The following is a 26,883-nucleotide window of genomic DNA, read 5'->3' as shown; positions in this document are numbered from 1 at the left end:
CGCGCGACACTGATCTGAATGCCGTGAACCGCCCCATCCGGGGCGGTTTTGATTCGAGGAGCCGCTGCCGCCTCACCGGGCGCTGAACGGCACCCGCGCCTTGGCCGAGAAGGTCCAGACGCGGGTGTTGCCGCCGATGCCGCCATATTCGGCGCCGAGACCCAGGCCGGCACCACCGGCGGTCTCGATGCCGAGGCCGCCGGTGAAGCGGGCCGACCAGCCCTGCAGCAGTGGCGTCGAGGCCAGCGCGCCGGCGACGAGCGCGTTGGCGTCCTCCTTGTTGAAATAATAGTCGCCATACATGCCGAGGAACGGCGTCAGCAGCAGGCCGCTATCGAGCCAGGCGACGGGGGTGGCGGCGCGCAGACCGCTGGAGGCGCGGCCGCTCGCGAAGTCGTAGGAGCCCTGCCGTGTGCCCAGCGAGTCGGTGTAGGCGTTCTGGTGCTCCCACAGCGCGTAGACCTTGGTCGACGGCTCCAGCACTACGCCAGCCAATTTGTAGGTGCCGGTCAGGCCGGAGGAGAGCATCCAGCGCTGGCCGTTGAAGCTGCCCTGCGCGGTGCCCGCGCTGCCGTCATAGCCGATGCCGGAATAGGCGACGGCGGCATCGAAGCGCAAGGTCGGCACGATCTTCCAGCCGAGATAGGCGCCGGTCGTCCAGCCGTCGCCCTTCAGCTTTCCGTTGATGTCCTGCTGGGTGTAGCTGAACGTCTCGTAGCCGCCGAGCACGCCAACCAGGATACTCGGCGACGCGCGATAGGTCAGCCCCATCATGGCGTTGAGCTGCTGGCCGTAGAGCGAGGCCTGGCTGGACTGGGTGACGCCGCCTGTGCTGGTCGTGCCGAAGCGGTCGACGCCGGTGCCACGCACGTCGGCCCACAGCAGCCACTCCTTTTGCTCGTGCCATTTCGGCACCGCCTGCTTCTTGTCGCCGCGGTCGATCGCGGCGAAGGCATCGTCAACCCGGCCGCGGCCGCGACCGCGCGGTGGCTCCCGGCCGGGCAGCAGGGAGGACGCGGCATTGGTGCCCGTGGCGCCGTCCGCGGCCGGAGGCCGCTCGTCCTGATCCCGTGGATCGGCCGAGAAGTTGAAGCGCATGCGCGTACCGCCCGGCGTCAGGAACGCCCCGCCGCCGTCGCTGAAGCCATCGGCAATGGCATCATCGATGGCGCCGGAGATCGCCTGCCCGGAGTTCTGCGCCACCATCTTGGAGACGGTCTGCTGCAGCGAGCGCAGCCGCACGCTGTCGATCGGCACGTTGACGGTCTGAGCCAGCCCGGGCGACGTGCTCGCCGTGAACAGCGCGCTGCCGCCATAGCTTGCCGTGATGGTATGGCTGCCGACGGTCAGCGTCGAAATGGCAAGCGTCGCGACGCCGCCCGTCAGCGTGGCCGTACCGATCGGCGAGCCATTGTCGTTGAAGGTGACGGTGCCGGTCGGCGTGCCGCCGCCGACGACTTGCGGCGTCACGGTCGCGGTGAAGGTCACCGGCTGGCCGAACTGACTCGGGTTCTGCGACGATGTCAGCGCCACCTTTGTGTCGAGCCGCCCGACCGAGAGGCTGAACGTGGCGCTGGCGGTCGCGCTGACGGTGTCGGTCACCGTCACCGTATAGGTCGCCGCCGGCGTGGTCGTGGTCGGCGTGCCGCTGATCTGGCCATTCGACGCATTGAAGCTGAGCCCCGCCGGCAAGGCAGGAGACACCGCATAGGTCAGCGCGCCGGTGCCGCCGGAGCCCGTCACCGGCGTGAACGGCGTCACCGCCTGGTTGATCGGCAGCGTGGTGGAGGGCACGGCCGTCGTCGCCGCGACCGGACCGTTGACGGTCAGGCTGAAGGTCGCGCTCGCGGTCGCGCTGTTGATGTCGGCGACGGTGACCGTGAAGGTCGTCGCCGCAGTCGGCACCGTCGGCGTGCCGGTGACCTGGCCGTTCGACGTATTGAAGCTGAGGCCGGCCGGCAAAGTGGGAGACACCGCATAGGTCAGCGTCCCCGTGCCGCCCGATCCGGTCACCGGCGTGAACGGCGTGACCGGCTGATTGTACGGCAGCGTGGTGGACGGCACGGCCGTCGTCGCGGCGACCGCGCCGCTGACCGTCAGGCTGAATGTGTTGGTCGCGGTCGCGCTGGCCGCATCGGTCACGGTGACAGTGTAGGTGGTGGCTCCGCTCGCGGTCGTCGGCGTGCCGCTGATGCTGCCGGTTGAGCTGTTGATCGTCAGACCTGCGGGTAGCGAAGGCGATACGCTGTAGGTGTAGGGCGTGGTGCCGCCGCCGCCGGTCACCGGCGTGAAGGCGGTGGCCGCCTGGTTTGCGGTCACGACCTTCGACGCGACCGCCTGCGTCGCGGTCACCGGGCCGTTCACCGTCAGGCTGAAATTGCTGCTGGCAGTGGCGCTGTTGGCATCGGTGATCGTGACCGTGTAGTTGGTGGCGCCGCTGATCACCGTCGGCGTTCCCGTGATCGCTCCGCTGCTCGTGCTGAACGTGAGGCCGGTGGGCAGGGACGGTGAGATGCTGTAGGCGTAGGACGGCGTGCCGCCTGCTGGGGTGACCGGCGTGAACGAGGTTGCCGCCGTATTCTGTGTCAGCGACTTGGAGGCGATCGCCTGCGTCGCGCTCAACGGACCGTTGACCGTCACCTGAAAGGTGTTGCTGGCGGTGCCGTTGTTGGCATCCGTCACCGTCACGGTATAGGTGGTGGTGGTGCTGGTCACGGTCGGCGTGCCAGTGACCTGGCCGGTGGCCGTGTTGAAGCTGAGGCCGGACGGCAGGCCCGGCGAGATCGCGTACGACAGGGGTGACGTGCCGCCGCCGCCTGCGATCGGGATGAACGGTGTGATCGCCGTGTTCACGGTGACGGTGGCCGAGGTCACCGATATCGTCGCCGTGACCGCGCTGTTGACCGTCAGGCTGAACGTGTTGCTCGCGGTGGCATTGTTGGCGTCGGTGACGGTGATCGTATAGGTGGTCGCACCGCTGGTCGCGGTCGGCGTGCCCGTGATCGCGCCGGTGCTGCTGCTGAGCGAAAGGCCCGCGGGCAGCGATGGCGAGACGCTGTAGGTCAGTGAGGTCGTGCCGCCGCCACCGGTGACCGGGGTGAAGTTGGTCGCGGGCTGGTTCCGGGTCAGTATCTTCGAGGCGACCGACTGTGTCGCCGTGACCGCGCCGTTGACGGCAAGCGTGAACGTATTCGAGGCGGTCGCCGAGTTGGCGTCGGTCACGGTGATCGTATAGGTCTGCGACCCGCTCGTGGCGGTCGGCGTACCCGTGATCGCGCCGGTCGACGCACTGAGCGTCAGGCCCGAGGGCAGGGACGGTGAGATACTGTAGGTGTAGTTCAGAGTGCCGCCGCCGCCGGTGATCGGCGTGAAATTAGCCGAGGGTTGATTCTGCGTCAGCGTCTTGGACGCCACCAACTGCGTCGCCGTCACCGGGCCGTTGACCGTCAGTTGAAACGTGTTGCTGGCGGTGGCGCTGTTGGTGTCGGTGATAGTGACGGTATAAGTGGTTGCGGGGCTCGTGACCGTAGGCGTGCCGGTGATCGCGCCCGTGGCTGTGTTGAAGGACAGGCCGTTCGGAAGCCCCGGGTTGATGCCATAAGTGAGCGACCCGGTGCCGCCGGAACCGGTGACCGGCGTGAACGAGGTCGTCGCGGTGTTGACGGTCAGCCCCTTGGACGCGATCGCCTGAGTCGCGGTGGGGCCGGGCAGGTTGACGGTGATGACCCAGGGCGTGGTGGCCGGCGCCGGGTTGGACGAGCATGACAGAAGAGCGTCGCTACAGTTGGACGCATAGTAGAGCGTGATCGTATCCTGACCGCCGCCCGTCAGGCTGTTCAGCGTGATGGTGATCTTTGCATTGCCCGTATTTGCGTTCTGGCCGTTGTCGTTTCCGCTGCTCGGAACCAGCGTGTAGCTGGCCTTGGACGTCGTCGGACTATAGTTGCTGAAGGCGCTCGTGCTGCTGCCCCCGATGGGGAAGAAGGTCGACGCATCCGTGCGGACGTGCCGTAGAGGCCGTAGATGACCGCGTCGTTTCCGGTGTTGGTGCCGGGGACGTTCAGACAGAGGGTATAGGTCTGGGGCGTCGACGTGAAAGTGATCGTCGCACCGCTGGTGGAGCTGCTGGTTTGATCGCAGGCCGCCTGCGCCGATGAGATCGAAGCGCCCATGGCCGCGAGAAGGACAAATGCCGTCACCGCCAACGTTCTCACGTAGCTGGCGGCCGACAACCAGCGAATCATAAACTGCTGGAACACCGTCTTCCACGCACCGATCATGATCGAGAAAAGCTGCACCTTGCCCCTGCGCTTCCCCGAGATCGCGGCCGACTCCGGACCACGACCCCAAATATTCTTGCGACTGCAATAAAGATTACCGAAAACTTACCGTGATTAAGCTTCGTTTCTCCTGCGTCGCAAGCCGGTGATGCGTGGAACCGCCCCGTCGCGCGGCCTTTCTCCAGGCCAGTTGCATGGCCGCAACACTGCGACCATTCCGCGCGTTAATTGGGGAAAGTCTCGGAACCCGCCGTCACATCCTATGCGGGTTCATGCTTGACTGTTCCCGTACGATGCGTGACACTTTGGAATTGCACACGGCGAAGATCGAGCGGCTCGGTTGTTCGCGTTCGCTGTGACATTCTTTGTTGTCTCTTGCGTTGAATTGCACAAAATCATTTGGAGGAACGCATGCCGCTTACGCCTGTGCTCGGGCAAATCATGCCATTTGCTGGAAGCCAGCCACCGAGGGGATGGGCGTTCTGCAACGGTGCGCTGTTGGCGATCCAGACGAACCAGGCATTGTTCTCCCTGCTCGGAACCTATTACGGCGGCAATGGTGTGACGACGTTCGCGCTTCCAGATCTCCGCGGACGGGCGATCCTCGGCTCAACCGGCAGCGGTGGCCAGTTTCCCGCTGGCACGGTCAGCGGAGAGACTAACGTCACGCTCACGACGGCGCAGATGCCGACCCATAATCATTCAATCCAGGCGTCCAGCAATGACGGCACGGGGCGCGGAGCGTCGGCGACCAACAACGTGTTCGCGACCAACAAGGTCCCGCCAGACAATCCGACGCTGATCTTCACGACCGCGGGGACGAATCAGGTGGCGCTGTCGCTCAGCACCAACATCGTCGACATCGGCGGCGGGCAGCCCCACAACAACATGCAGCCCTATCTCGTGATCAGTTATCTGATCGCGATCAACGGGGTTTACCCCTCGCGCAACTGAGACCGCTCGGCGCTCTCGTTTTCAAACCATCGTTGGCTCCTCCGCATTGCGCCTGCTTTCGCGGAGCCCACCGCACCTGAAAGGATGTCGGGATGTCAGACCCATTTCTCGGCGAGATCAGGCTGTTTGGCTTTCCGCGCATCCCGGATGGCTGGCTGGCCTGCGACGGCAGCTCATTGTCCATTTCCAACAACGATGCGCTCTATGCAGTCATTGGCACGACCTTTGGCGGCGACGGGGTCCAGACCTTCAACCTGCCGGATCTGCGCGGCCGGGTTCCGATCGGGCAGGGCACGCCGCCCGGTGGCGCGTCCTATCTGCTGGGGCAACTGGATGGTGAGGACGAGCACACCTTGACCACGCCCGAAATGCCCATGCACAGCCACGCTTTGTTGGCCTCGACCACCGTCGCCGACACGGCAACGCCGGGGACCAATACCGTCCTGGGAACCGCGACAACGGGCAATCTCTACGCGCCCAGTGCTAACGCCGGGACCTACGAAGTGATGGCGGCCTGCGTCGGGCCAGCAGGGCAGAGCATAGCTCACAACAACATCATGCCGACCGTCGTCGGCAATTACTGCATCTGCATCAGCGGCGTCTTTCCTTCGCCGGGCTGACGCCTTCGCGTTCGATCGGCTCTATTGCGCATCTTCAGGAGAGACGTCGTGTCAGATCCCTTCATCGGCGAAATCCAGGCCTTTCCGTTCACCTTCGCAGCCGACGGCTTCAACAGCGCGTGGCTGCCGTGCTTCGGCCAGTTGCTTCCGATCCAGCGGTACTCGCCGTTGTTCGCGCTGATCGGCACCTATTATGGCGGCAACGGCACCACCAATTTCGCCCTGCCGAATCTGAGCGGCGCAATCACCAACGGGCAGGGCAACGGACCAGGTCTGGAGCCGCGGGTCATCGGCGAGACGATGGGGACCAGCACGGCTTTTCTGACGACGGCCGAAATGCCCATGCATAGCCATACGCTGCAGCTCGGAGCCAAGTCGGCGACCAATGCCACGCCCGGGCCAGGCACGGGCGTAGGGATCGTGGCGATCGATCCCGGCTTCAACGGCTTCCTGGCGCCGCCGGGCAACACGACGCTGGCGGTGAACGAGGTCACGCCCAACGGGCAGAGTCTTCCGCACGACAACATGCAGCCGACTCAGGCGCTGATCTGGTGCATTTGCTACGCGGGCGTTTTCCCGTCGTTCAACAACTCCTGACCTCGCGCGCCCGCGGTGACGTCGATCGCAAGCGAGATCGTCTCGCAGGATGCGCGCTTGCGACTGCGGGTCGCCGAAAGCGGCGACGACCCTTTCCTGCGCGACCTGTTCAAGTCCGTCAAAGCGGCGCAGCTCGCGACCGCCGACTTGCCTTCCGCAATGCTCGATACCGTCGTGGCGCAACAGTATCGCGCGCAGGTCGCGGGCTATGCGGCGCACTGTCCGGCGGCGCAATCGCTGATCATCCTGCGCGACGGTTCGCCGGTCGGGCGGCTGCTGCTCGACCGCTCACCCACGCGATGGCACGTGGTCGATCTCGCGCTGCTGCCGGGCGCGCGCAACGCCGGGGTCGGACGCGAGATCATGCAGTCGGTTGCCGCCGCGGCGCGGGAGCAGGGCGCCGGTGTCCTCTCGCTTGCGGTCGCGACGAGCAATGAGGACGCGATCCGCTTCTATGCGCGGCTGGGCTTCTCCGACATCGCGGAGGCGGCCACGGCCTCGCATCGCCGGATGGAGCTTGTGCTCGCGCCCTAGCCAGCCGGCGCGACTTCGCGCAGGAACGCGATCAGCGCTGCATTCACTTCGGCGGCGCATTCCTGCTGAATCCAGTGACCGGCGCCGTCGATGATCAGCTTCCGCCGGAGATCCGGCAGCACGCGTTCCATGTCCTGCACGCGCTTGGCGCCGATGATCCCCTTGATCACGGCATCGTCGCTGCCGGCGATGAACAGCGACGGCTGCCGGATTGGCGCATCCTGCCAGGGCGCGGTGAGCTCCCAATTGCGATCGATGTTGCGGTACCAGTTGAGGCCACCGCGGAAACCGGAGGTCCGATAGGCCGCGATGAACTCGCCAAGGTCAGCCTCGCTCAGCCATGCCGGCAGCGGCAGGTTGGGATCTGCATCGCCAAGGAAGCCGCGATCCGGCGCAACGAACAGCGACTGCGGATCGGAGAAGCCGCGCGCCAGCATCGTGCGCATCGTCAGCGCGACGTCGCGCTCGAGCTCGGCCTCGGCGACACCCGGCGTCTGAAAATACTGCCAGTAGAAATTGGCGATGCCGCTGGCCTGGAGCGTCTCGAGCGGCCGTCCGCGTCCGCGGAACGGCGGCGGCACGCTCAGTCCGGCGACGGCGGTGAAGATGTCCGGGCGAAACATCGCCGCGTGCCAGGCGACCGGCGCACCCCAATCATGGCCGATGATCACCGCCTGTCGTTCTCCCAGCGCGCCGACCAGCGCGACCATGTCGCCGACGGTGTCGAAGATCGAGTAGGCGGCGATGTCGCGAGGGGCCGGCGAGCGGCCGAAGCCGCGCATGTCGGGCGCGACGACGCGGTAGCCCGCCGCGGCAAGGGCGAGGATCTGCTGCCGCCACGAATAGGACAGCTCGGGCCAGCCATGGCAGAGCAGAACGAGCGGACCTTCGCCCTGTTCGCGCATGAACAGCTCAATTCCGTTGGCCTTGACGATCCGCGCCTGTGACACCGCGTCCTCCCCGTCGATTTCTCGTTCTTGGTCCAACGGTATCGCATCGCGCGCTGGGCGGTGCAAATCGCGGGACAGCGGCCGCAGCGGCGGACTGCCGAGTTGTTTGCGCACCGCACAGATGCTAGATTCCAAGCGCGCTCCAGAGCTTAGCCGATGAATCTCATGTTTTTGCCGTTCCGCCGCGCCGGCACCACCTCCGGGCGGACGACGCGTGCCCTCATCGTCCTGGCGGCCGCGCTGGCGGTCGGCTGGAGCGGGATGCTCTACGCCGCCAACCAGAGCGTCCAGGGTGCGAAGAAGGACGATGGCGGCTTTGACGGCGATGCGCCGACCGCGATCCTGGTCGAGGCGAACAGCGGCAGCGTGCTGTTCGAGAAGAACGCCGACGAGCTGCGCGCGCCCTCCAGCATGATGAAGCTGATGACCGCCGAGGTGGTCTTCAACGCCGTCAAGGACGGCACGGTCAAGCTCAACGACGAATACCGGATCAGCGAGAACGCCTGGCGCAGGGGCGGCGCGCCGTCGGGCACCTCGACGATGTTCGCGGCACTCAACAGCAAGGTCTCGGTCAGCGACCTCCTGCATGGCGCGATCATCCAGAGCGGCAACGACGCCTGCATCGCGCTCGCTGAGGGCATGGCCGGCAACGAGAAGATCTTTGCCGCCGACTACATGACCAAGCGGGCCCGCGAGCTCGGCCTGGCCAAATCCACCTTTGCCAATTCCAATGGTCTGCCGGATCCCGGCAACAAGATGACGGTGCGCGAGCTGTCAATGCTCGCGCGGCACATCATCCTGGACTTCCCGGAGTTCTATAAGATCTTCGGCGAGAAGGAATTCACCTGGAACAAGATCCGCCAGCAGAACCGCAATCCGCTGCTGAACGCGATGGAAGGCGCCGACGGTCTGAAGACCGGATACACCAAGGAAGGCGGCTACGGCATGGTCGGCTCGGCCGTGCAGAACGGCACAAGGCTGATCGTCGTGGTCAACGGCCTTGAGGATCCCGAGGATCGCGCCACCGAGGCCAAGAAGATGCTGGAATGGGGGTTCCGCAATTTCGAGACCCGCACCCTGTTCGCGGCCGACCAGACGCTCGGCTACGCAAAAGTGTTCGGCGGCGAGAGCCGATCGGTGAAGCTGTCGAGCCCGGTGCCGGTCAAGGTGATGGTGCAGAAGAACGGCGGCGAGAAGCTGCTCGCGCGCATCATCTACAGCGGCCCGGTGAAGGCGCCGATCGAGCCGGGTCAGAAGGTCGGGGTTGTCAGGGTCTGGCGCGGCCCCAATATCGCCATGGAGGCCCCCGTCTATGCTGCGGAGGCGGTGGGCAGGGGGTCCACGATGCGGCGGGCGATCGATGGGGCGAGCGAGCTCGTGATCGGAATGTTCCGCGCCGGGGCCGAGAAGCTCTAGAGACATGGCGGATGCAGCTTTGAAACGTGGTCCTGGCCGCGGCCGATTCGTCACCTTCGAGGGCGGCGAGGGCGCCGGAAAATCCACGCAGATCAAGATGTTGGCGGACCGTCTGGAGAAAGAGGGTGTGCGCGTCGTGCTGACCCGCGAGCCCGGCGGCTCGCCCGGCGCCGAGATCATGCGGCATCTGGTGCTGTCCGGCATGGGCAAGCTGCTCGGCGCGGAGGCGGAAACGCTGCTGTTCGCAGCCGCCCGCGACGACCATGTGCGCAACGTGATTCTGCCGGCGCTCAACCAGGGCAGCTGGGTGCTGTGCGACCGCTTCTTCGATTCGACCCGGGCGTATCAGGGGAGCCAGGGCAAGGTTGCGCCTGACGTGCTCAATGCGATGCAGCGGGTCACGATCGGCGATCTCAAGCCGGACCTGACGCTCATCCTCGACGTACCCGTCGAGGTCGGCCTGCAGCGCGCCTCGGCGCGGCGCGGCAGCAGCACGCCCGACCGCTTCGAAGGCGAGGATATCAAGTTCCACAAAGGTCTGCGCGACGCGTTTCACAAGATCGCGGCCGGCGATCCTAGGCGCTGCGTGCTGATCGACGCGACGGCGAGCGCCGAGGCCGTGTCGCACATCGTCTGGGACGCCGTGCGCGAGCGCCTGTTCACGGCCGTGGCGGCGGCGTCATGAGCGCGCGCAAGGTCGAGCCGGAGATCGCGGTCCGGCATCCGCGCGAGACCACGGCGCTGTTCGGGCACCGCGAGGCGGAGGCGGCGCTGCTGGCCGCCTACCGCAGCGGGCGGATGGCGCATGCCTGGCTGATCGGCGGCCCGCAGGGCATCGGCAAGGCGACGCTGGCTTATCGTATGGCGCGGTTCGTCCTGACGCATCGCGATCCCCTGGCGCCCGAAGTCCGCGCAGCCGAGTCGCTCCACGTCGATGCTGACGACCATGTGGCCCGCCTGATTGCCTCGGAAGCGCATGGCGGGCTGCTGACGCTGGAGCGCTCGGCCAACGACAAGGGCGTGCTGCGTACGGTCATCACCGTCGACGAGACGCGTGAGACGATCTCGTTCTTCGGCTCGACGGCCGCGGTCGAGGGCTGGCGCGTGTGCATCGTCGACACCGTCGACGAGCTCAATCCCAACGCCGCGAATGCGCTGCTCAAGATCCTCGAGGAGCCGCCGCAGCAATCGCTGTTCCTGCTGGTCAGCCACGCCCCGGCCCGGGTGCTCGCCACGATCAAGTCGCGCTGCCGGCGGCTTGCGCTGCGGGCGCTGTCGACCGAGGACGTCATCAGCGCCGCCGCCGAGGCCACCGGCATGGACGGCGGCGATCCGGCGCTGCGGGAGGCGGCCAAGGCCTCCGAAGGCAGCGTCTCCAGGACCCTGATGCTGATGGGCGGCGACGGGTTGCAGCTGCAGACCCGGACCGCGGCGCTGCTGGCGGGCCTGCCGCGCATCGACGCCGGCGAGCTGCACGCCTTGGGCGATGCGCTCGGCACCAGCGACCGCGTCGCGCTGGCGAGCTTCCTCGACAGTATCGAGCGCTGGGTCGCGGAACGGCTGCGGGCGCAAGATCCCAACGCGGAACTGCCGCGCCTTGCACGGCTGGCGGAGGTATGGGAAAAGATCGTCCGCGCCGCGCGCGACACCGAATCCTATAATCTGGAGCGAAAACCGCTGGTTTTCTCGGTGTTCGGGATGCTCGCCGAAGCCACGCGGTAACGCGCCGACCATCATCCCGGGATCATCAGGATCAATCCGTCCACCGACGGCGTCAAAGAGGAATCTGCCGTGGCCAAGGCCAGCAAGACAACCGTGAAGAAGGGCAAGCCGGCGACCAAGGGCGCCGCGAACAAGGCTGCCGCCAAGAAGACTGCGAAGTCCCCCGCGAAGGCCAAGGCCGGCGCGACCAAAGCCAAGGCCAAGGCGAAGGCGGCGGCGGACAAGGACAAGAAGGCCAAGGCCGCGAAAGCCAAGGATACGAAAGGCAAGACGTCTTCCGCGCCGGCCAAGAGCAAGGCACCGAAGGCTGCAAAGAAGGTCGCTGCCAGCAATGCGACGACAAAGAAGGCTGTGAAGGCGCCGGCCAAGAAGGCTGCAGCCAAGCCTGTGGCACGTGCTAACAAGCCTGCGGCGCCTGCCAAGAAGATCGCGGCCAAAGCCGCCGCCGCCAAGCCCGCGCCCTCGAAGAAGCCAGCTGCGACGAAGGCGCCGCCGGCTCCGAAGCCAGCCGCACCGGCGGCCGTCGAAAGCCCCAAGCCGCCGCGCGCCGCAAAGCCCAAGGCGCCGCGCAAGCCGAAGGTCGAGACCGTCGCGGATCCGGAGATCGATGTCGTCGAGGTCGAGGTGGCTGAGGTTGAGATCGTCGAGATCGAGGTCACGGAGACCGACGAAACGGCCGAGCCTGTGGCGGCTGCGCCAGCCGACGGCAACACATTCTACATCACGACCGCGATCGCCTATCCCAACGGCAGCCCGCATATCGGCCACGCCTATGAGGCGATTGCGACCGATGCCATCGCGCGTTTTGCGCGGCTCGACGGCAAGGACGTGTTCTTCCTGACCGGCACCGACGAGCACGGCCTGAAGATGGTTCAGACCGCGCAGAACGAGGGCCTGACGCCGTCGGAGCTCGCGACCCGCAACGCAGGCCGCTTCCGCGAGATGGACGAGCGGCTGAACGTCTCGTTCGACCGCTTCATCCGCACCACAGAGCCCGCTCACCACAAATCGGTGCAGGCGATCTGGACGCGCATGCTCGAGAACGGCGACATCTACGCCGATACCTATTCGGGTTGGTACTCGGTGCGCGACGAGGCGTATTACGCCGAGGAGGAGACCAAAGTCGGCGAGGACAATGTCCGCCGCGGGCCGCAGGGCACGCCGGTCGAATGGGTCAAGGAGAAGAGCTACTTCTTCCGCCTGTCCGCCTATCAGGACAGGCTGCTCGCGCTGTACGAGAACCAGCCCGATTTTATCGGGCCGGATGCGCGGCGCAACGAGATCACGAGCTTCGTCAGGGGCGGCCTGAAGGATCTCTCGATCTCGCGCACCACGTTCGACTGGGGCGTCCGCGTGCCCCATGACGACGAGCACGTGATGTATGTCTGGGTCGACGCGCTGACCAACTACATCACCGGCGTCGGCTTCCCCGACGAGAGCGACAAGAACTGGAAATACTGGCCCGCCGACGTGCACGTCATCGGCAAGGACATCATCCGCTTCCACGCGGTGTACTGGCCGGCGTTCCTGATGTCGGCGGGCGTGCCCGTGCCGAAGCGGGTCTATGCGCACGGCTTCCTGTTCAACAGGGGCGAGAAGATGTCGAAGTCGGTCGGCAACGTCGTCGACCCGTTCAACCTCGCCGACCAGTACGGCGTCGACCAGCTGCGCTATTTCTTCCTGCGCGAGGTGCCGTTCGGCCAGGACGGCAACTACAATCACGAGGCGATCGTCGCGCGCATCAACGCCGACCTCGCCAACGACCTCGGCAATCTCGCGCAGCGCTCACTGTCCATGATAGCGAAGCAACTCGGCGGCGTGCTGCCGGAGCCTGGCGAGTTCTCGGCCAACGACAAGGCGATCCTCGCCGAGGCCGACGCTATGATCGGCGCCGCGCGGAAAGCCATGGCGACGCAGCAGATCCACCAGTGGCTCAACGCCGTGTGGTCGGTCGTGGCCGAGGCCAACCGCTATTTCGCGGGCGAGGCGCCGTGGGCGTTGGCCAAGACCGATCCGAAGCGCCAGCACACCGTGCTCTATGTCACCGCCGAGGTGATCCGGCAGGTCGCGATCCTGACCCAGCCGGTGATGCCTGCGGCTTCGGCGAAGCTGCTCGACAGCCTGGGGATCCCCGAAGGTGAGCGGACCTTCGCACAGCTCGGCGGCGAGGTGCGCATTGCGGCGGGCACGCAGCTGCCGGCGCCGCAGGCGGTGTTCCCGCGCTACATCGAACCGACGGCGGCGTGATGCTGGTCGACAGCCATTGCCATCTGGATTTTCCGGATTTTGCCGAGGATCTGGATGGCATCGTCACACGTGCCGCCGCCGCTGGCGTCGGCCGCCTGGTGACGATCTCGACGCGGGTGCGCCGGCTGCCCGAGTTGCTCGCGATCGCCGAGCGGTTCGACAACGTGTTCTGTTCGGTCGGTACCCATCCTCACAATGCGGATGAGGAGGACGGCATCACGGCCGAGGAGCTGATCGCGCTGACCAGGCATCCGAAGGTGGTCGCGCTCGGCGAAGCCGGGCTCGACAATTTCTACAACCACGGCTCCAAGGACGCGCAGGAGCGCGGGTTCCGCGCGCATATCGCGGCGGCCCGCGCAACCGGCCTGCCGCTGGTGATCCACACCCGCGAGGCCGATGAGCAGTGCAGCCGCATCCTCGAGGAGGAGATGGCGCGCGGACCTTTCAAGGCCGTGCTGCATTGCTACACCGGCGGACGCGAGCTGGCGATGAAGGCGATCGATCTCGGACTGCACATCTCGTTCACGGGCATCGTGACGTTCAAGAAGTCGGAGAGCTTGCGCGCGCTCGCCGCCGAGGTGCCAGCGGACCGCATCATGGTCGAGACCGACGCGCCGTATCTCGCGCCCGGCAAATTCCGCGGCAAGCGCAACGAGCCGGCCTATGTGGTCGAGACCGCCAAGGTGCTGGCGGAAACCCGCGGCGTGTCGCTCGAGGAGTTCTCGCGCCAGACCACCGAGACGTTCTTCAAGCTGTTCTCCAAGGTGCCGCGACCCGAGGTGCTGGCATGACCCTGACGCTCACCATCCTCGGCTGCGGCTCGTCGGCCGGCGTGCCGCGCCCGGCGCTGGGGTGGGGCGCCTGCGATCCGAACAACCCCAAGAACCGCCGCCGCCGCTGCTCGCTGCTGGCCGAGCGCCGGGGCGCGCATGGCGTGACCCGGGTCGTCATCGACACCTCGCCTGACCTGCGCGAGCAGCTGATCGACACCCAGGTCGACCACATCGACGCGGTGTTCCTGACGCATGAGCATGCCGATCAGACCCATGGCATCGATGATCTGCGCTCCGTGGTGCTGCATCAGCGGCGGCGCATCCCGGTCTACCTGAACCAGTCCACCGCCAAGGACATCATGCACCGGTTCTCGTATTGCTTCATTTCGCCACCGGGCAGCGACTATCCGCCGATCCTGACGCAGCACTCGATCGAGGCCGGCGAGACCCAGGCGGTGGAAGGGAAGGGCGGTGAAATGAAGCTGACGGCCTTCCTGGTCCAGCACGGCAACATCCCCGCGCTCGGCTACCGCATCGGCAACGCCGCCTACACACCGGATCTCAACGACATTCCCGAGGAGAGCTGGGGCGCGCTGGAAGATCTCGACCTCTGGATCGTCGACGGCCTGCGTCCCGCCTCGCATCCGAGCCATTTCTCGGTCAACGACGCGCTCGCCTGGATCGAGCGTTTCAAGCCGAAGCGCGCCGTCATCACCAACATGACCGCCGACCTCGACTACGAGGTGCTGCGCCAGAGCCTGCCGGCCGGCGTCGTGCCGGCCTATGATGGGATGCGGCTGGAACTGACTGCGTAGGGTGGGCAAAGGCGCGGGCATGCGCTTTCCGCGCACGAGATCGCCATGGCGCCGTGCCCACCATCTTGCCGATGAGTACGCCGTCCGACGGTGGGCACGCGTCGCCTGACGGCGCCGCTTTGCCCACCCTACGCAGAAATTTGCACTGAACTCACAAGGAGCAGCTTGCCATGCTGTCGCTGTTCTTCGAGGTCGAGGTCAAGCCCGGCCATCTCGACCGGTACCTCCAGCTCGCAGCCTCCCTGCGGCCCGAGCTCGATGCGCTCGGCGGCTGCCTGTTCCTCGACCGCTTCAAGAGCCTGTCGCGCGACAATTTGATCCTGTCCTATCAGATCTGGCAGGACGAGGGCGCCATGACCGCCTGGCGCGTGCACGCCCATCACCACGACATCCAGACCCTCGGCCGCGACAAGGTGTTTTCCGACTATCGCCTGCGCGTCGCGGAGCTGATCCATGAGGTGAGGCCGGGGCAGGCGGCCTGGCAGCCGGAGCGGCGTGGGACGTACAATGACCCGAAGCGGCGTGCGCCGACCTATGTGCTGGTGTTGGAGACGGCAGAGCCGAAGCTGAACGCCGTAACGGGTCGCACCGTTGAGAGCTTTTGCAGCGTCTATCGCGAAGGCCGTTTCGCGCATCTGGTCGAGCTGCCGGACGAGGCCGCCGGCCTGACGCTGAGCGTTCAGCTGCTCTCCGAACCAGGAGTCGACAACATCCGCGTTGTCGAAGTCGCCAGAGACTACGGCATGTACGACCGCCGCGAGGCGCCGCAATACTATCCGGAGAAAGTCAGAAGATAGACAATCGCTATTATTTCGGGCTTCCAAGAAATAGCGGGTCGACCTGCTTATTGATGAGCTTACTCTTAACCGTTACGCTTGAAGGAATGGAGCCCGGCAATCCTCTACTCAGAAGAGCGAATCGAACGTCGGCTGAGAATTGCATATTCCAAGTTTTTTCAACGATCTCTATTGCCCTCGGTCTCAGAGGATCAAGCCCATCTCCTATTGGAGACCGCAATACGGACAGCGCAATCTCGGCTTCTTTAATTCCAAGCTCTCGTTCTTTGGGGAACCACGTAGCTGCCACGTTAAGCGCCGTAACGAAGAGCGAGAGCGCCGAGATCGCCAGCGTTAACTTAAGATGAGCGTCGACGTCTTTGAGAGTTAAGGCAGACTTTGGTTGTGGCTCAGCCGCAGCTTCTTTTGAATCCGACATAGTTGATCCATCAAATCGATATTTGCGCGCGGAGGAGAAACTGCTGGTCTGTTAACGCAATCCGGCAACAAAGCCGACATTCACTCGCCTCCGTGAACGCTATTATAGCTCAGGCCGAGATCGCCTTCGCCGAATTGACCTCGTTCCGCAGCAGGAACTTCTGGATCTTCCCCGTCGACGTCTTCGGGATCGGGCCGAACACCACCACCTTCGGCGTCTTGAAGCCGGACATGTGGCTGCGGCAATAGGCGATGATCTCGGCTTCCGTCGCCTGGGCGCCGTCCTTCAGCTCGACGAAGGCGCAGGGGACCTCGCCCCATTTCGGATCGGGCTTGGCGACGACGGCGGCGAACAGCACGGCGGGGTGCTTGTAGAGGATGTCCTCGACTTCGACGGAGGAGATGTTCTCGCCGCCGGAGATGATGATGTCCTTGGAACGGTCCTTGATGATGACGTAGCCGTGCTCATCGAGCACGCCGAGATCGCCAGTGTGAAACCAGCCGCCGGCAAAGGCGTCCTGCGTCGCCTTTTCGTTCTTCAGGTAGCCCTTCATGACGATGTTGCCGCGGAACATGACCTCGCCGATGGTCTCGCCGTCGCGCGGCACCTCCTGCATGGTCTCCGGATTGAGCACAGTGACGGCTTCCTGCAGCGGATACGGCACGCCCTGGCGGCGCTTCAGCCGCGCGCGCTCCGGCGCGGGCAAATCGTCCCAGCCGGGCTGCTCGGCGCAGACGGAGGCGGGGCCGTAGACCTCGGTCAGCCCGTAGACATGGGTCAGCTTGATGCCGATGCTCTCGGCGCCCTCAAGCACCGCGACCGGCGGCGCGGCGCCGGCGATCAGGCCGACGACCGGTTTCTCGCGCCTGCCCTTGGGCGCGTCAGGCGCATTGATCAGCACGTTGTAGACGATCGGCGCGCCGCACATGTGGGTGACGCCGTGAGCCTTGATCAGCTCGAAGATCTTCGTCGGCTCGACCTTGCGCAGGCAGACATTGACGCCGGCCGCGGCCGCCATGGTCCAGGGGAAGCACCAGCCGTTGCAGTGGAACATCGGCAGGGTCCAGAGATAGACCGGATGCTGGCCGAGTCCGCCGGCGAGGATGTTGCTGACGGCGTTGAGATAGGCGCCGCGATGATGCGTCACGACGCCCTTGGGATTGCCGGTCGTGCCCGACGTGTAGCTCATCGCGATCGCGTCCCACTCATCGGCGGGACGACGCGGCTCGAAAGCGGGGTCGCCAGCGGCGACGGCGGCCTCGTATTCGATCTCGCCGATGCGGCTGCCGCCCGTGTAGGACGCATCATCGACGTCGATCACGAACGGCTTGGGGCCACTCATCAGCCTTAGCGCCTCGCTGATGACGCCGGAGAATTCCGGATCGACCAGGATGATCCTGGCCTGGCCATGATCGAGCTGGAACGCGATCGACGGCGCATCGAGGCGGATGTTGAGCGTGTTGAGCACGGCGCCGGTCATCGGCACGGCGAAATGCGCCTCGTTCATCGCCGGGATGTTCGGCAGCATCGCTGCGACCGTATCGCCGACGCCGATGCCGCGGCCGGCGAGATAGGACGCGAAGCGCCGGCAGCGCTCATAGGTCTGGCGCCAGGTGAAGCTGCGGCCCTCATAGACCGTGCTGACATGGTCAGGATAGACGGCCGCGCTGCGCGCGAGGAAGCTGAGCGGCGTCAGCGGCACGTAGTTGGCGGGGTTCTTGTCGAGGCCGAGCTGGTATTGGTTGGTGCTCATGGCTGCCCTCCCTTGTCACCCCTGGAGTTTACAGGAACCCGATCGAAATCCACGGAAAAATCGCAACGATGATCAGGCCGATGAGAAGCGCCAGCAGGTAGCCCCAGATCGGCCGGATACCTTCGGCGGGATCGACCCGGCCGATCGCGCAGGCGGCGTAATATCCGACCCCGAACGGCGGCGCGAACAGGCCAATGCCCATCGCCAGGATCACGACCATGGCATAATGCACTTCGTGCACGCCGACGGCGCGCGCGATTGGAAACAGCAGCGGGCCGAACAGCACGATCGCCGGAATGCCCTCGAGCACGCTGCCGAGGATCGTGAAGGCCACGATCGAGACCGCGATGAAGGTCGCAGGCCCGCCCGGAAGGCCGGTCATGGCGGCCGCGAGCGAGCGCGAGAAGCCGGACTGGGTCAGGCCCCAGGCCATGCCGGTGGCCGTGCCGATGATCAGCAGAATCGCGCCGGACAAAGCCGCCGTCTCGATCAGCATCGGCATCAGGCGGCGCCAGTCGAAGCGGCGATAGACCAACAGGCCGGCGAGCACGCCATAGACGATGCCGATGGTCGAGACTTCCGTCGCCGTCGCAATGCCCTCGACGACGGCGGCGCGGATCACGAAGGGCAGGGCCAGGGCAGGGACCGACACAATGAACGCCTTGCCGATCTCGGCACCGGTGGCGCGGCGGACGCCGCTCATGTCCTCGTTGCGGTAGCGCCACCATACCAGCGCGCACAGCGTGATAGCGAGCACCACGCCTGGCAGCAGGCCGCCGGTGAACAGCGCCGCGATCGAGACGCCGGTGACCGAGCCGATCGTGATCAGCACCAGGCTCGGCGGAATGGTTTCGGTCTGGGCGCCGGTGGCCGCGAGCAGGGCGACGAGATCGCCGGGCTTGGCGCCGCGCGCCTTCATCTCAGGAAACAGCACAGGCGCGACCGCGGCCATGTCGGCCGCCTTGGCGCCGGAGATGCCGGACACGAGATACATCGCGCCGACCAGCACGTAGTGCAGCCCGCCGCGGACATGGCCGAGCAGGCTCGCCAGAAACGCGACCATGGCCCGCGCCATGCCGGTCATCTCGATCAGCAGGCCGAGGAAGACGAACAGCGGCACCGAGAGCAGGATGAGGTGGCTCATGCCCTCGTCCATCCGGCCGACCAGCACCATCAGCGGCGTGCGCGTCGTCAGCGCCAGATAGCCGAAGATCGCGAGCCCGAACGCGAACGCAATCGGCACGCCCGCGAAGACGCAGAAGCCGACCACGCCGACGAAGAAGATCACCAGGTTGATGTTGCCGAGCGGCTTCAGCACCGGCTGCGCCAGCCAGAACAGCGCGATGATCGCTGCAATGGATATCACGGCCAGCAGCATGGTCCGGACGTTGGCCGTGCGCGCGAGGCGGATCAGCGCGAACAGCGCCATCAGCCCGATGCCGACCGGTAGCGCGGCGGCGCGGCAGATATTGGAGATCTGCAGCGCCGGCGTGGTGATGTAGCTTTCCTCGTAGGCGTATTCCCAGGACGGCCAGGCGATCATCACCAGGAACGCCAGCGCGGCGGAGGTCGCCACCAGATCGAGATAGCCGCGCAAGCCCGGGCTTGCGCGCGCCACCATGGCGGTCATGCGCATGTGCTCGCCGCGGCGAAACGCCACCGCGGCGCCGAGCATCGCGAGCCACAGGAACAGGATCGACGCCAGTTCGTCCGACCAGATCAGCGGCCGGTGCAGGCCGTAGCGCGCGACCACGCCGGCGAACAGGATGACGATCTCGGCCACGACAAGCAGCGCAGCCGGGATCTCGACCAGAAGGCCGAGCAGGGCCTCCAGGCGGTCAAGCCAGGACCAGCGGCGAGGGGTCTCGATGACCACCTCGCCGATCGCAATTTCCGTGAACTCGGCATGCGCCATACGTCACCCGAACGCGCTTACGACGCCCCTGCACTTACGACAGCTTGCCGACGGCCTTTTCCAACAGCCCCCAGGCTTCGTCACCATACTTGCCCTTCCACTCGGCGTAGAAGCCGGCGGTGCGCAGCTTGTCGCGGAACGGCGCGACGTTGGGCTGATTGAAGGTCAGACCCTTGCCGGCGAGATCCTGCTGCAGGCCCGCATTGAGCTTGGCGACGTCCTCGCGCTCCTTCACAGCGGCCGCGTTGATGTGCTTCGCGACGATCGCGCGCATGTCGGCCGGCACGGCTTCCCAGGCACGGCGGTTGGCCAGGAACCAGAAGCCGTCCCACATGTGATTGGTGAGCGAGCAGTATTTCTGCACCTCGTACAGCTTGGCGGTCGAGATGATCGCCAGCGGGTTCTCCTGACCCTCGACGACCTTGGTCTGCAGCGCCGAATAGACCTCGCTGAAATTGATCGAGGCGGGCGCCGCGTCGAACGCCTTGAACATCGAGGTCCACAACGGCGACACCGGCACGCGGATCTTGAAGCCCTTGAGATCGTCCGGGCCGCTGATCGGCTTGGTCGACGACGTCGTCTGGCGGAAGCCGTTGTCCCAGATCTTGTCCATGACCATCAGGCCGGCCTTGTTGATCTGGCCGCGCACGTAGGCGCCGAGATCGCCGTCCATGGCCTTCCAGACCGTGTCGTAATCCGGGAACGCGAAGCCGATGCCGTTGATCGAGGCGGCCGGCACCAAGGTCGCCAGGATCAGGCCCGACAGCGTGAAGAACTCGACGCCGCCGGAGCGGATCTGGCTCAGCATGTCGGTGTCGGAACCGAGCTGGTTGTTCGGGAAGATCTGCAGGTCGAACTTGCCGTTGGTCTCAGCCTTGATCGCCGCCGCCATTTCCTTGGCGCGGACGTTCAGCGGATGGGTGTCGGGCAGGTTGTTGGCGTATTTGTAGGTGAATTCGGCGCTCTGCGCGCGCGCGACATGCGGGGCCGCGATCCCACCCAGGACGGCCGAGGCCGCAGTGGCCTTCAACAGCGCGCGTCGTGACAGGCTCATTCTCGTTTCTCCCTGGAGATGCTTCTTCTTGTTCATGCTCGGCGGATGACGGCACGGTTCGAATCCGGCGACGTCAGCAGCGTCATCTGCGCTTATTGCAGCGATGAGGCGCAGCAGCAATATCGCCGTTCGCAGCAGAGCTTGTGAAACGGATTTGAGAGCCCTCGTGGACGCTGTGGTCAAACCCACAGGCGCGTCCTAGAAGGCGCGGATGCTCATGGCCGATTCGAGCTTTTGGCGCCAAGCCCATGATATCCCTCAGCATATAAATATTCCATAATATACCTTATGCGAATTGGCTGCGCGAGGTTCGCCGGACCGGTGTGCGGTCCCGCGCGATTTCTCCGCTGTGCGAAATCGCCCCTCACTCGCCACCGCCCCGTCTTCGTTTGGTCAAAGCCCAGGGCTCAATGCCGTGTCGAGGATGGGCACGGGGCGTATCGCGAATGGGACCCGAGGACATGCCAGTTCAAACGACGCTGAAGGAAGTTGATCCGGGCGATGTCGCGCTGTCGCCCGAGACCGAGATTTGCGAGGAGATCTATCAGCGGGTCCTGGCCGAGGTGCGGGCCCGCATCGATGATCGGATCGCCTCCATCGAGGCTCAGGCGGCGTCAGAGGCCGCTGAAGCGACCGAGGATGGCGATACGAGCGCCGCAGCGCCGACAGCCAAGCGCCGTCCCTTGATGCGCGCTGCCGTCACGCTGGCCGCCTCGGCCGGCCTGGTCGGTGCCGTGGCGACCTTGGCGCGCGATCATACGGAGACGATCACCTCGGTCACCGATCGCATCGAGGCCGCGATCCAGTCCATTCGCCGCGACGGCATCCCAAAACTCAATCCTGGTGGTCCGTCGGAGACGGCGATGAGCGGTGCGAGCTCGCCCGAGGCCGCGCCGAACACCCCTGCTGCACCGTCCTCTTCTGCAGCATCGCTCCCGGACACCACCATGTCACCTGAGCCGTCACCGGCTCGCACGAGCGACCCGTCCTCGGCGATGGCGGAAGCATCGCCGGAGCGCGACATGCCACCCGCCGAGAATCGCGAACTCGCCCCGCTCGTGGAGAAGATCGCGCACGACGTCGCCGAGCTACAGGCCGGTCTGCAGGATCTCAAGGCCAGCCAGCAGCAGGCCAGCCGCGACCAGGCCAAGGCGATCGAGCAATTGCAGGCCAGCCAGGAGCAGCTTGCGCGCGCCGTCCGCGCAACAAAGACAGATGCGCCTCCCGGCGTCACGGCCGTGCGCATCATCCCGCGGTCGCCGCAAGGGCAGGCGCGCCCGCCTCGCTTCCCCTAGCGTCTGATCTCATGGTTCGGGCAGGGCGCCCCCTGCTCCCTGCCCCTGCTCTCACAGATAGTTCGCCGCAGCCTCGGCCTCGAAGCGGTCCGGCGGCCCTTCCCAGACGATCTTGGCGTGATCGAGCACGTAGACGCGGTCGGCGTGCGGGAGCGCGAAGGTGACGTTCTGCTCGCCGAGCAGCACCGTGATCTTCGTAGTCTCACGCAGACGATCGAGCGCCTTGGACAGCGTCTCCAGGATGACCGGCGCGAGTCCGAGCGTGGGCTCGTCGAGGATCAAGAGCTTCGGCTTCATCATCAACGCGCGCGCGATCGCCAGCATCTGCTGCTCGCCGCCGGACAGCGTCCGCGCCAGCTGCGGCTGCCTCGATTTGAGAATCGGAAACAGGCCGAACAGCCATTCCAAACGCTCGCCACGCTCGGCGTCGGACAACGCGTTGCCGCCGAGCTCGAGGTTCTCGCGCACCGTCATGTCGCCGAACAATTCGCGCGTCTCCGGGCACTGCACGATGCCGTCACGCGCGATCTGCGCCGCCGTGCCGCCGGCGAGATTGCGCCCTGCCCATTTGACCGCGCCGGAATACGGCACGAGGCCCGAGATCGCGTTGAACAGCGTCGTCTTGCCGGCGCCGTTGAGGCCGACGACCGAGACGAACTCGCCTTCGTGGACGTGCAACGAGACGTCCTGCAGCGCCTGCGCCTTGCCATAGAGCACGCCGACCTTGTCGACCTGCAGCGCCGGCGTGACGTCCTTGAAGCTGGCCTCGGGCCGCGCGGTCGAGACCAGCGCGCCACCGAGATAGACCCGGCGCACGGTCTTGTCCTGCATCACCTCGGTCGCCCTGCCCTCGGCGATCTTCTCGCCGAGATACATCGCCAGCACGCGGTCGACCAGCGCCGACACGCTCTTGACGTTGTGATCGACCAGTAGCACCGCGCGGCCGTCATCACGGAATTCGCGGATGAGGTTGGAAAAGTCCGCGACTTCCGATGCTGTTAGTCCGGCAAAAGGTTCATCGACCAGCACCAGCTTCGGGCTGCGCGCGACCGCCTTGGCAAGCTCCAGCCGGCGCAGATCGGCGAAGGCCAGCGTCGGAGGTCGCCGGTCGATGACGCCGCCGAGACCGACGCGCTCGGCGATGGCGCGTGCACGCGCGTCGACATCCTTGTCGGCGAACAGCCGGGTCAGCTTGTCCGGCAGCAGCGCGACCTTGATGTTCTCCAGCACGGTCTGGCGCGCCAAGGGCCGCGAATGCTGAAACACGAGGCCGACGCCCATGCGCGCGATGCGATGCGACGGCTGGCCGGCCAGCTCGACGCCGTCGAGCTTCACCGAGCCCGCGGTTGGCCGCTCCACGCCCATCACGCTCTTCATCGCGGTCGACTTGCCCGAGCCGTTCGGTCCGATCAGGCCGAGGATCTCGCCGGGACTGATCGAGAAGCTCAGATTCTTGACGGCGACAAGGCCGCCGAAACGCTTGGTGAGGCCGTTGACCTCCAGCATCGGAGCGCCGCTCATGCTTTGGCCCCTCCCCTGATGATGCCGAGGAAGCCGTCGGGGAAGAACAGGATCACCACCAGCGCGATCACCGAGACGATCAGCGTGGCGAGCTCGCCGAGCGGCCGCAGCAGCTCGCCCATGCCGATCAGGAAGATCGCGCCGATCGCGGCGCCAATGACGGTGCGCCTTCCGCCGAGCACCGCCGCGATGATGATCTGCACGCCGACGCCGACATCGACGAAGGTCGAGACCGAGGCCGTGCCCATGTAGAACACCATCAGTGCGCCGGCGAGCCCGGAGAAGAACGCGCTGACGACGAACGCCGCCAGCTTGTGCTTGGTGACGTTGAAGCCGAGCGCGCCGGCCTGGATCTTGTCCTGGCCGCTCGCCTGCAGGATCAGGCCGATCGCGCTGCGCGACAGCCCGAACAGGATCGCGCCCGACACCATCATGAAGCCGAGCGCGATCCAGTAGTTGGTCTTGGCATCGATCGAGATCACGTCGGGCACGGCGAGTCCGATCTCGCCGCCCGTCAGCCCGGCCGCGACCACGATGAAGTTCTGCAGCATCAGCACGGCGACCAACGTCGTCAGGCCGAAATACGGCCCGCTGACGCGCAGCGCCGGCAATGCCAGGATCACGCCGCCGACGACCGCAGCCAGCGCGCCCGCTGCGATGCAGATCCAGATCGACAGTCCCGGCGAGTAATGCGCGTCGAGAATGCCGGCCGTATAGGCGCCGACGCCGATCAGGAAGGTCGGGCCGAAATTGACCTCGCCGGCAAAGCCGAACAGCAGGTCCCAGGACATTGCGAACACGGCCGTATAGTACGCGACCGTCAACAGCCCGAGGACGTAGCCGGAGACGTAGGTCGGCAGCACCAAAGCGACGATCACGGTGAGCGCGCCGATCCAGAACAGCCGGGAGGAGACGAATGCGGGCATGCTCACCTCCGTCCGAACAGCCCTTGCGGGCGAAGATACATGACGACCACCAGCAGCAAGAGCGCGGGGATCGTTCGGTAGGCCGGTGAAATCAAATAGGCGGTTCCGGTCTCGAGATAGCCGACGACATAGGCCGCGATCAGCGAGCCGGAGACACTGCCGAGGCCGCCGAGGACGACGATGGAGAACGCGCTCGCCGTCAGCGGTCCGACGCTGTAGGAGCTGACCCCTAGGAACATGCCAAGCAGTATGCCTGCGACGCCTGCTAGCAGGCCGTAGATCGCCCATACCGTGAGATAGATCGACGACAGCTCGATGCCCAGCAAAGTGACGCCACGCGGGTTCATCGACGCCGCCATAACCGACTTGCCGCGCCGCGTGCGATTGACCAGCAGCCACAGCAACCCGATCGCGACCCAGCAGATCACGGCCGTGAAATATTCGTTGCGCGGCGTCCGCACGCCGAACACCGTGACGACGCCCTCGACGATCGGCAACACCGTCTTGGCGTTATTGGTGAAGAGATACGCGATCGCTTCCTGGATGATGATGCCCCAGAGCAGCGTCGCGGTCAGGATGAAGATCTCCTTTTCCGATTCCGCGATCGCCTTGGAGCGCTGAATCGGCCGGACGGCGATGAAGTAGGTGGCGAAGGCCAGGATCATGCCGGCGAGGACGCCGATGAGCGCGCCCGTATAGGGGCCCACGCCCAGCTCGCCGGCGGCGGCCCAGGCTGCAACGGCGGCACCGACCATGATGGCGCCGTGGGAGAGGTTGAGCACGCCGGAGACGCCGAAAATCAGCGTGAAGCCGGTCGCGCCAAGCGCATAGAGAGCGCTGATGGCGAAGCCATCAATCAAGATCTGCCAGAAAAGCATTGAGAATGGATCCAAGCGTCAACCGAGGCACCAAGAAAATGGGCCGCCCTTGCGGGGCGGCCCCGTGATGTCTCAGTTGCTGGCCGCCTTGAGCTTGATGAAGGACGGCCACGTGACGGTGCCAGCGGCGAGCTCCTTGGGCCAGACATTGACCTGCTTGCCGTTCTGCCATTGCAGCATCAGCCCGGTGATGTAGCCCTTGCCGGTGCGAAGCGCATGCGGGTTCGGATCCCCCTTCGGCTTGAACGACACGCGGCCGATCGTGCCGACATAGTCGGTCGCTTCCATCGCCTCGACCATCTTGTCGGGATCGGTGCCGCCGGCGCGATGGATGGCATCTGCGATCATGTAGACGTCATCATAGGAGGTGTAGCCGGCATAGGACGGGATGTTGCCGAACTTCTTCTGATAGGCATCGACGAAGGGCAGCGTCTTCGGCGTCACCGCCACGCCCGGGCCCGAAACGGCGTTGAACATCACGCCCTCGACCGCGCCGTTGGTGTCTTTCCAGAACGTCGAATTGGTGGCCTGCGAGGAGATGCCGAACATCGGGATCGGCACCTGCTGGCTCTTCCACTGCACCGTCGGCTGGGTGCCGACATGGGAGATGCCGGTGATCATCACGTCCGGCTTGAGCGCCTCGATCTTGTTGAAGATCGGAGTGAAGTCGGTGGTGTCGGGCGACATCCGGATGTGGTCGACAACCTTGACGCCGATCTCGGGCAAGCACTTTTCGTACCCGGCATCGAGCGGCGTCGTCCACGCCGCGTCCTCGCTCATGATGACAGCGGTCTTCATCTTATAGGGCTCGACCAACAGGTCCTTGGCCGCGTCGCAGACCAGGCCGGCGAGCGAGGTCGAGGTCAGATAGCCGTGGAAGGTGTATTTGAGCTGGTCGTAATTCTTGGCGATGTTCTGGGTGATGACATCGGACGCCGCGCCGGGCGTGATCATCAGCGTCTTGAGGCGCCCTGCCCATGGCTCCAGCGCCAGCACGACCTCAGAGATGTAGCTGGCGATGACCGCGTTGACCTTGTCCTCGCTGACGGCGCGCTGGAAGGCACGCACCGACTCGGCCGAGGATGAATGGTTGTCGTAGACGACGATCTCGATCTTGCGCCCGTCGACGCCACCCTTCGCATTGATCTCCTCCGCGGCCAGCTGCGCGGCGGGGGCAATCGACGAGCCGGCAACCGCTTGAGCTTCCGCGATGACGCCGATCTTGATCGGATCAGCGGCCCACGCGGCCGAAGACATGAGCGCAGTGGCGCAGCTCGCAAGCAAGAATGACTTGAGCGACAACATGAGACCTCCCGATTCCTTATGCCTCTGACGGGCAGCTGGACTTTGGTCTCCCACATGCCAGCGAGCAAGAGCACACGCTAACTCCTGCTCTGCGTTCAGCGCATTGTGATGGC

Annotated in this window: 21 protein-coding genes; 12 read left to right on the top strand and 9 right to left on the bottom strand. The window is 65.5% G+C overall.

The window, feature by feature from the left end; translation table 11 throughout:
• Window positions 1-72: 72 nt before the first annotated feature.
• On the bottom strand, window positions 73-4,269 hold the full coding sequence (locus tag BRAD285_RS15835; protein ID WP_244422316.1) for a putative Ig domain-containing protein: 4,197 nt from the start codon (window positions 4,267-4,269) through the stop codon (window positions 73-75).
• 422 nt (window positions 4,270-4,691) lie between these two features.
• On the opposite strand from BRAD285_RS15835, the gene BRAD285_RS15830 reads away from it, so the two are divergent.
• The 4 genes from BRAD285_RS15830 (at window position 4,692) to BRAD285_RS15815 (ending at window position 6,985) form a co-directional block, all read left to right on the top strand.
• Window positions 4,692-5,234 (top strand): phage tail protein, encoded by a 543-nt coding sequence (locus BRAD285_RS15830; protein WP_035647897.1) that lies wholly within the window; start codon window positions 4,692-4,694, stop codon window positions 5,232-5,234.
• A 92-nt stretch (window positions 5,235-5,326) separates the two neighbouring features.
• A complete protein-coding gene (locus tag BRAD285_RS15825; RefSeq protein WP_006613940.1) occupies window positions 5,327-5,854 on the top strand; it encodes a phage tail protein in 528 nt (175 codons plus the stop codon).
• Window positions 5,855-5,902: 48 nt separating this feature from the next.
• The gene (locus BRAD285_RS15820) at window positions 5,903-6,451 is read left to right on the top strand and encodes a phage tail protein (protein ID WP_035647896.1); all 549 of its coding nucleotides are present in this window, start codon (window positions 5,903-5,905) and stop codon (window positions 6,449-6,451) included.
• A 15-nt stretch (window positions 6,452-6,466) separates the two neighbouring features.
• Complete coding sequence (locus tag BRAD285_RS15815) at window positions 6,467-6,985, top strand: GNAT family N-acetyltransferase (protein WP_139020683.1); 519 nt, start codon at window positions 6,467-6,469, stop codon at window positions 6,983-6,985.
• Here the strand turns inward: BRAD285_RS15815 and BRAD285_RS15810 are convergent.
• On the bottom strand, window positions 6,982-7,890 hold the full coding sequence (locus BRAD285_RS15810) for an alpha/beta hydrolase (protein WP_085962854.1): 909 nt from the start codon (window positions 7,888-7,890) through the stop codon (window positions 6,982-6,984). The genes BRAD285_RS15815 and BRAD285_RS15810 overlap by 4 nt on opposite strands.
• A gap of 210 nt (window positions 7,891-8,100) precedes the next feature.
• Between BRAD285_RS15810 and BRAD285_RS15805 the strand changes: the two genes are divergently transcribed.
• The 7 genes from BRAD285_RS15805 (at window position 8,101) to BRAD285_RS15775 (ending at window position 15,705) form a co-directional block, all read left to right on the top strand.
• Window positions 8,101-9,351, top strand: a complete 1,251-nt coding sequence (locus BRAD285_RS15805) for a D-alanyl-D-alanine carboxypeptidase family protein (RefSeq protein WP_050886937.1) — start codon at window positions 8,101-8,103, stop codon at window positions 9,349-9,351.
• A 4-nt stretch (window positions 9,352-9,355) separates the two neighbouring features.
• Entirely contained in the window at window positions 9,356-10,036 is a 681-nt protein-coding gene (gene tmk, locus BRAD285_RS15800; protein ID WP_006613935.1) for a dTMP kinase, read from the top strand.
• Window positions 10,033-11,073 (top strand): DNA polymerase III subunit delta', encoded by a 1,041-nt coding sequence (locus BRAD285_RS15795; RefSeq protein WP_006613934.1) that lies wholly within the window; start codon window positions 10,033-10,035, stop codon window positions 11,071-11,073. Before tmk ends, BRAD285_RS15795 begins: the two co-directional genes overlap by 4 nt.
• 69 nt (window positions 11,074-11,142) lie before the next feature.
• Window positions 11,143-13,320, top strand: coding sequence for a methionine--tRNA ligase (metG, locus tag BRAD285_RS15790; protein WP_006613933.1), 2,178 nt, complete (start codon window positions 11,143-11,145; stop codon window positions 13,318-13,320).
• Window positions 13,320-14,111 carry a TatD family hydrolase gene (locus BRAD285_RS15785; protein ID WP_006613932.1) on the top strand — a complete coding sequence of 264 codons (792 nt, stop codon included), beginning with the start codon at window positions 13,320-13,322 and terminating at the stop codon, window positions 14,109-14,111. The genes metG and BRAD285_RS15785 overlap by 1 nt, the downstream gene beginning before the upstream one ends.
• Window positions 14,108-14,908 (top strand): MBL fold metallo-hydrolase, encoded by an 801-nt coding sequence (locus BRAD285_RS15780; RefSeq protein ID WP_006613931.1) that lies wholly within the window; start codon window positions 14,108-14,110, stop codon window positions 14,906-14,908. Before BRAD285_RS15785 ends, BRAD285_RS15780 begins: the two co-directional genes overlap by 4 nt.
• A 170-nt stretch (window positions 14,909-15,078) precedes the next feature.
• Window positions 15,079-15,705, top strand: a complete 627-nt coding sequence (locus BRAD285_RS15775; RefSeq protein WP_006613930.1) for an antibiotic biosynthesis monooxygenase — start codon at window positions 15,079-15,081, stop codon at window positions 15,703-15,705.
• 527 nt (window positions 15,706-16,232) lie between these two features.
• On the opposite strand, the gene BRAD285_RS15770 is transcribed toward BRAD285_RS15775, so the two are convergent.
• The 3 genes from BRAD285_RS15770 to BRAD285_RS15760 are packed head-to-tail and all read right to left on the bottom strand — an operon-like array spanning window position 16,233 to window position 20,845.
• Window positions 16,233-17,876 carry an acyl-CoA synthetase gene (locus BRAD285_RS15770; RefSeq protein WP_006613929.1) on the bottom strand — a complete coding sequence of 548 codons (1,644 nt, stop codon included), beginning with the start codon at window positions 17,874-17,876 and terminating at the stop codon, window positions 16,233-16,235.
• A 28-nt stretch (window positions 17,877-17,904) separates the two neighbouring features.
• The gene (locus BRAD285_RS15765) at window positions 17,905-19,791 is read right to left on the bottom strand and encodes a TRAP transporter large permease subunit (RefSeq protein ID WP_006613928.1); all 1,887 of its coding nucleotides are present in this window, start codon (window positions 19,789-19,791) and stop codon (window positions 17,905-17,907) included.
• A gap of 34 nt (window positions 19,792-19,825) precedes the next feature.
• Window positions 19,826-20,845, bottom strand: a complete 1,020-nt coding sequence (locus BRAD285_RS15760; protein ID WP_006613927.1) for a TRAP transporter substrate-binding protein — start codon at window positions 20,843-20,845, stop codon at window positions 19,826-19,828.
• 461 nt (window positions 20,846-21,306) lie between these two features.
• On the opposite strand from BRAD285_RS15760, the gene BRAD285_RS15755 reads away from it, so the two are divergent.
• Complete coding sequence (locus tag BRAD285_RS15755) at window positions 21,307-22,140, top strand: hypothetical protein (RefSeq protein WP_006613926.1); 834 nt, start codon at window positions 21,307-21,309, stop codon at window positions 22,138-22,140.
• A gap of 51 nt (window positions 22,141-22,191) precedes the next feature.
• Here BRAD285_RS15755 and BRAD285_RS15750 read toward each other — a convergent pair whose 3' ends face one another.
• The 4 genes from BRAD285_RS15750 to BRAD285_RS15735 form a co-directional block, all read right to left on the bottom strand.
• Window positions 22,192-23,661 (bottom strand): ATP-binding cassette domain-containing protein, encoded by a 1,470-nt coding sequence (locus BRAD285_RS15750; protein WP_006613925.1) that lies wholly within the window; start codon window positions 23,659-23,661, stop codon window positions 22,192-22,194.
• Window positions 23,658-24,587, bottom strand: coding sequence for a branched-chain amino acid ABC transporter permease (locus BRAD285_RS15745; RefSeq protein ID WP_006613924.1), 930 nt, complete (start codon window positions 24,585-24,587; stop codon window positions 23,658-23,660). Before BRAD285_RS15745 ends, BRAD285_RS15750 begins: the two co-directional genes overlap by 4 nt.
• A 2-nt stretch (window positions 24,588-24,589) precedes the next feature.
• Window positions 24,590-25,465, bottom strand: a complete 876-nt coding sequence (locus BRAD285_RS15740) for a branched-chain amino acid ABC transporter permease (protein ID WP_006613923.1) — start codon at window positions 25,463-25,465, stop codon at window positions 24,590-24,592.
• Between the two features lie 72 nt (window positions 25,466-25,537).
• Window positions 25,538-26,824, bottom strand: coding sequence for an ABC transporter substrate-binding protein (locus tag BRAD285_RS15735; RefSeq protein ID WP_006613922.1), 1,287 nt, complete (start codon window positions 26,822-26,824; stop codon window positions 25,538-25,540).
• Window positions 26,825-26,883 lie beyond the last annotated feature (59 nt).

The sequence above is a fragment of the Bradyrhizobium sp. ORS 285 genome (genome assembly GCF_900176205.1).
Classification (GTDB): Bacteria; Pseudomonadota; Alphaproteobacteria; order Rhizobiales; family Xanthobacteraceae; genus Bradyrhizobium.
Note: the sequence above shows the minus strand (reverse complement) of the source record. Positions and strands in the feature narration are given on the sequence as shown.

Excerpts from the sequence above, each read along its gene's own strand:
- BRAD285_RS15830 (WP_035647897.1), top strand. The coding sequence starts at position 4,692 with ATGCCGCTTACGCCTGTGCTCGGGCAAATCATGCCATTTGCTGGAAGC.
- BRAD285_RS15825 (WP_006613940.1), top strand. The coding sequence starts at position 5,327 with ATGTCAGACCCATTTCTCGGCGAGATCAGGCTGTTTGGCTTTCCGCGC.
- BRAD285_RS15810 (WP_085962854.1), bottom strand. The coding sequence starts at position 7,890 with ATGCGCGAACAGGGCGAAGGTCCGCTCGTTCTGCTCTGCCATGGCTGG.
- BRAD285_RS15805 (WP_050886937.1), top strand. The coding sequence starts at position 8,101 with ATGTTTTTGCCGTTCCGCCGCGCCGGCACCACCTCCGGGCGGACGACG.
- tmk (WP_006613935.1), top strand. The coding sequence starts at position 9,356 with ATGGCGGATGCAGCTTTGAAACGTGGTCCTGGCCGCGGCCGATTCGTC.
- BRAD285_RS15795 (WP_006613934.1), top strand. The coding sequence starts at position 10,033 with ATGAGCGCGCGCAAGGTCGAGCCGGAGATCGCGGTCCGGCATCCGCGC.
- BRAD285_RS15785 (WP_006613932.1), top strand. The coding sequence starts at position 13,320 with ATGCTGGTCGACAGCCATTGCCATCTGGATTTTCCGGATTTTGCCGAG.
- BRAD285_RS15780 (WP_006613931.1), top strand. The coding sequence starts at position 14,108 with ATGACCCTGACGCTCACCATCCTCGGCTGCGGCTCGTCGGCCGGCGTG.
- BRAD285_RS15775 (WP_006613930.1), top strand. The coding sequence starts at position 15,079 with ATGCTGTCGCTGTTCTTCGAGGTCGAGGTCAAGCCCGGCCATCTCGAC.
- BRAD285_RS15770 (WP_006613929.1), bottom strand. The coding sequence starts at position 17,876 with ATGAGCACCAACCAATACCAGCTCGGCCTCGACAAGAACCCCGCCAAC.
- BRAD285_RS15765 (WP_006613928.1), bottom strand. The coding sequence starts at position 19,791 with ATGGCGCATGCCGAGTTCACGGAAATTGCGATCGGCGAGGTGGTCATC.
- BRAD285_RS15760 (WP_006613927.1), bottom strand. The coding sequence starts at position 20,845 with ATGAGCCTGTCACGACGCGCGCTGTTGAAGGCCACTGCGGCCTCGGCC.
- BRAD285_RS15755 (WP_006613926.1), top strand. The coding sequence starts at position 21,307 with ATGCCAGTTCAAACGACGCTGAAGGAAGTTGATCCGGGCGATGTCGCG.
- BRAD285_RS15750 (WP_006613925.1), bottom strand. The coding sequence starts at position 23,661 with ATGAGCGGCGCTCCGATGCTGGAGGTCAACGGCCTCACCAAGCGTTTC.
- BRAD285_RS15745 (WP_006613924.1), bottom strand. The coding sequence starts at position 24,587 with ATGCCCGCATTCGTCTCCTCCCGGCTGTTCTGGATCGGCGCGCTCACC.
- BRAD285_RS15740 (WP_006613923.1), bottom strand. The coding sequence starts at position 25,465 with ATGCTTTTCTGGCAGATCTTGATTGATGGCTTCGCCATCAGCGCTCTC.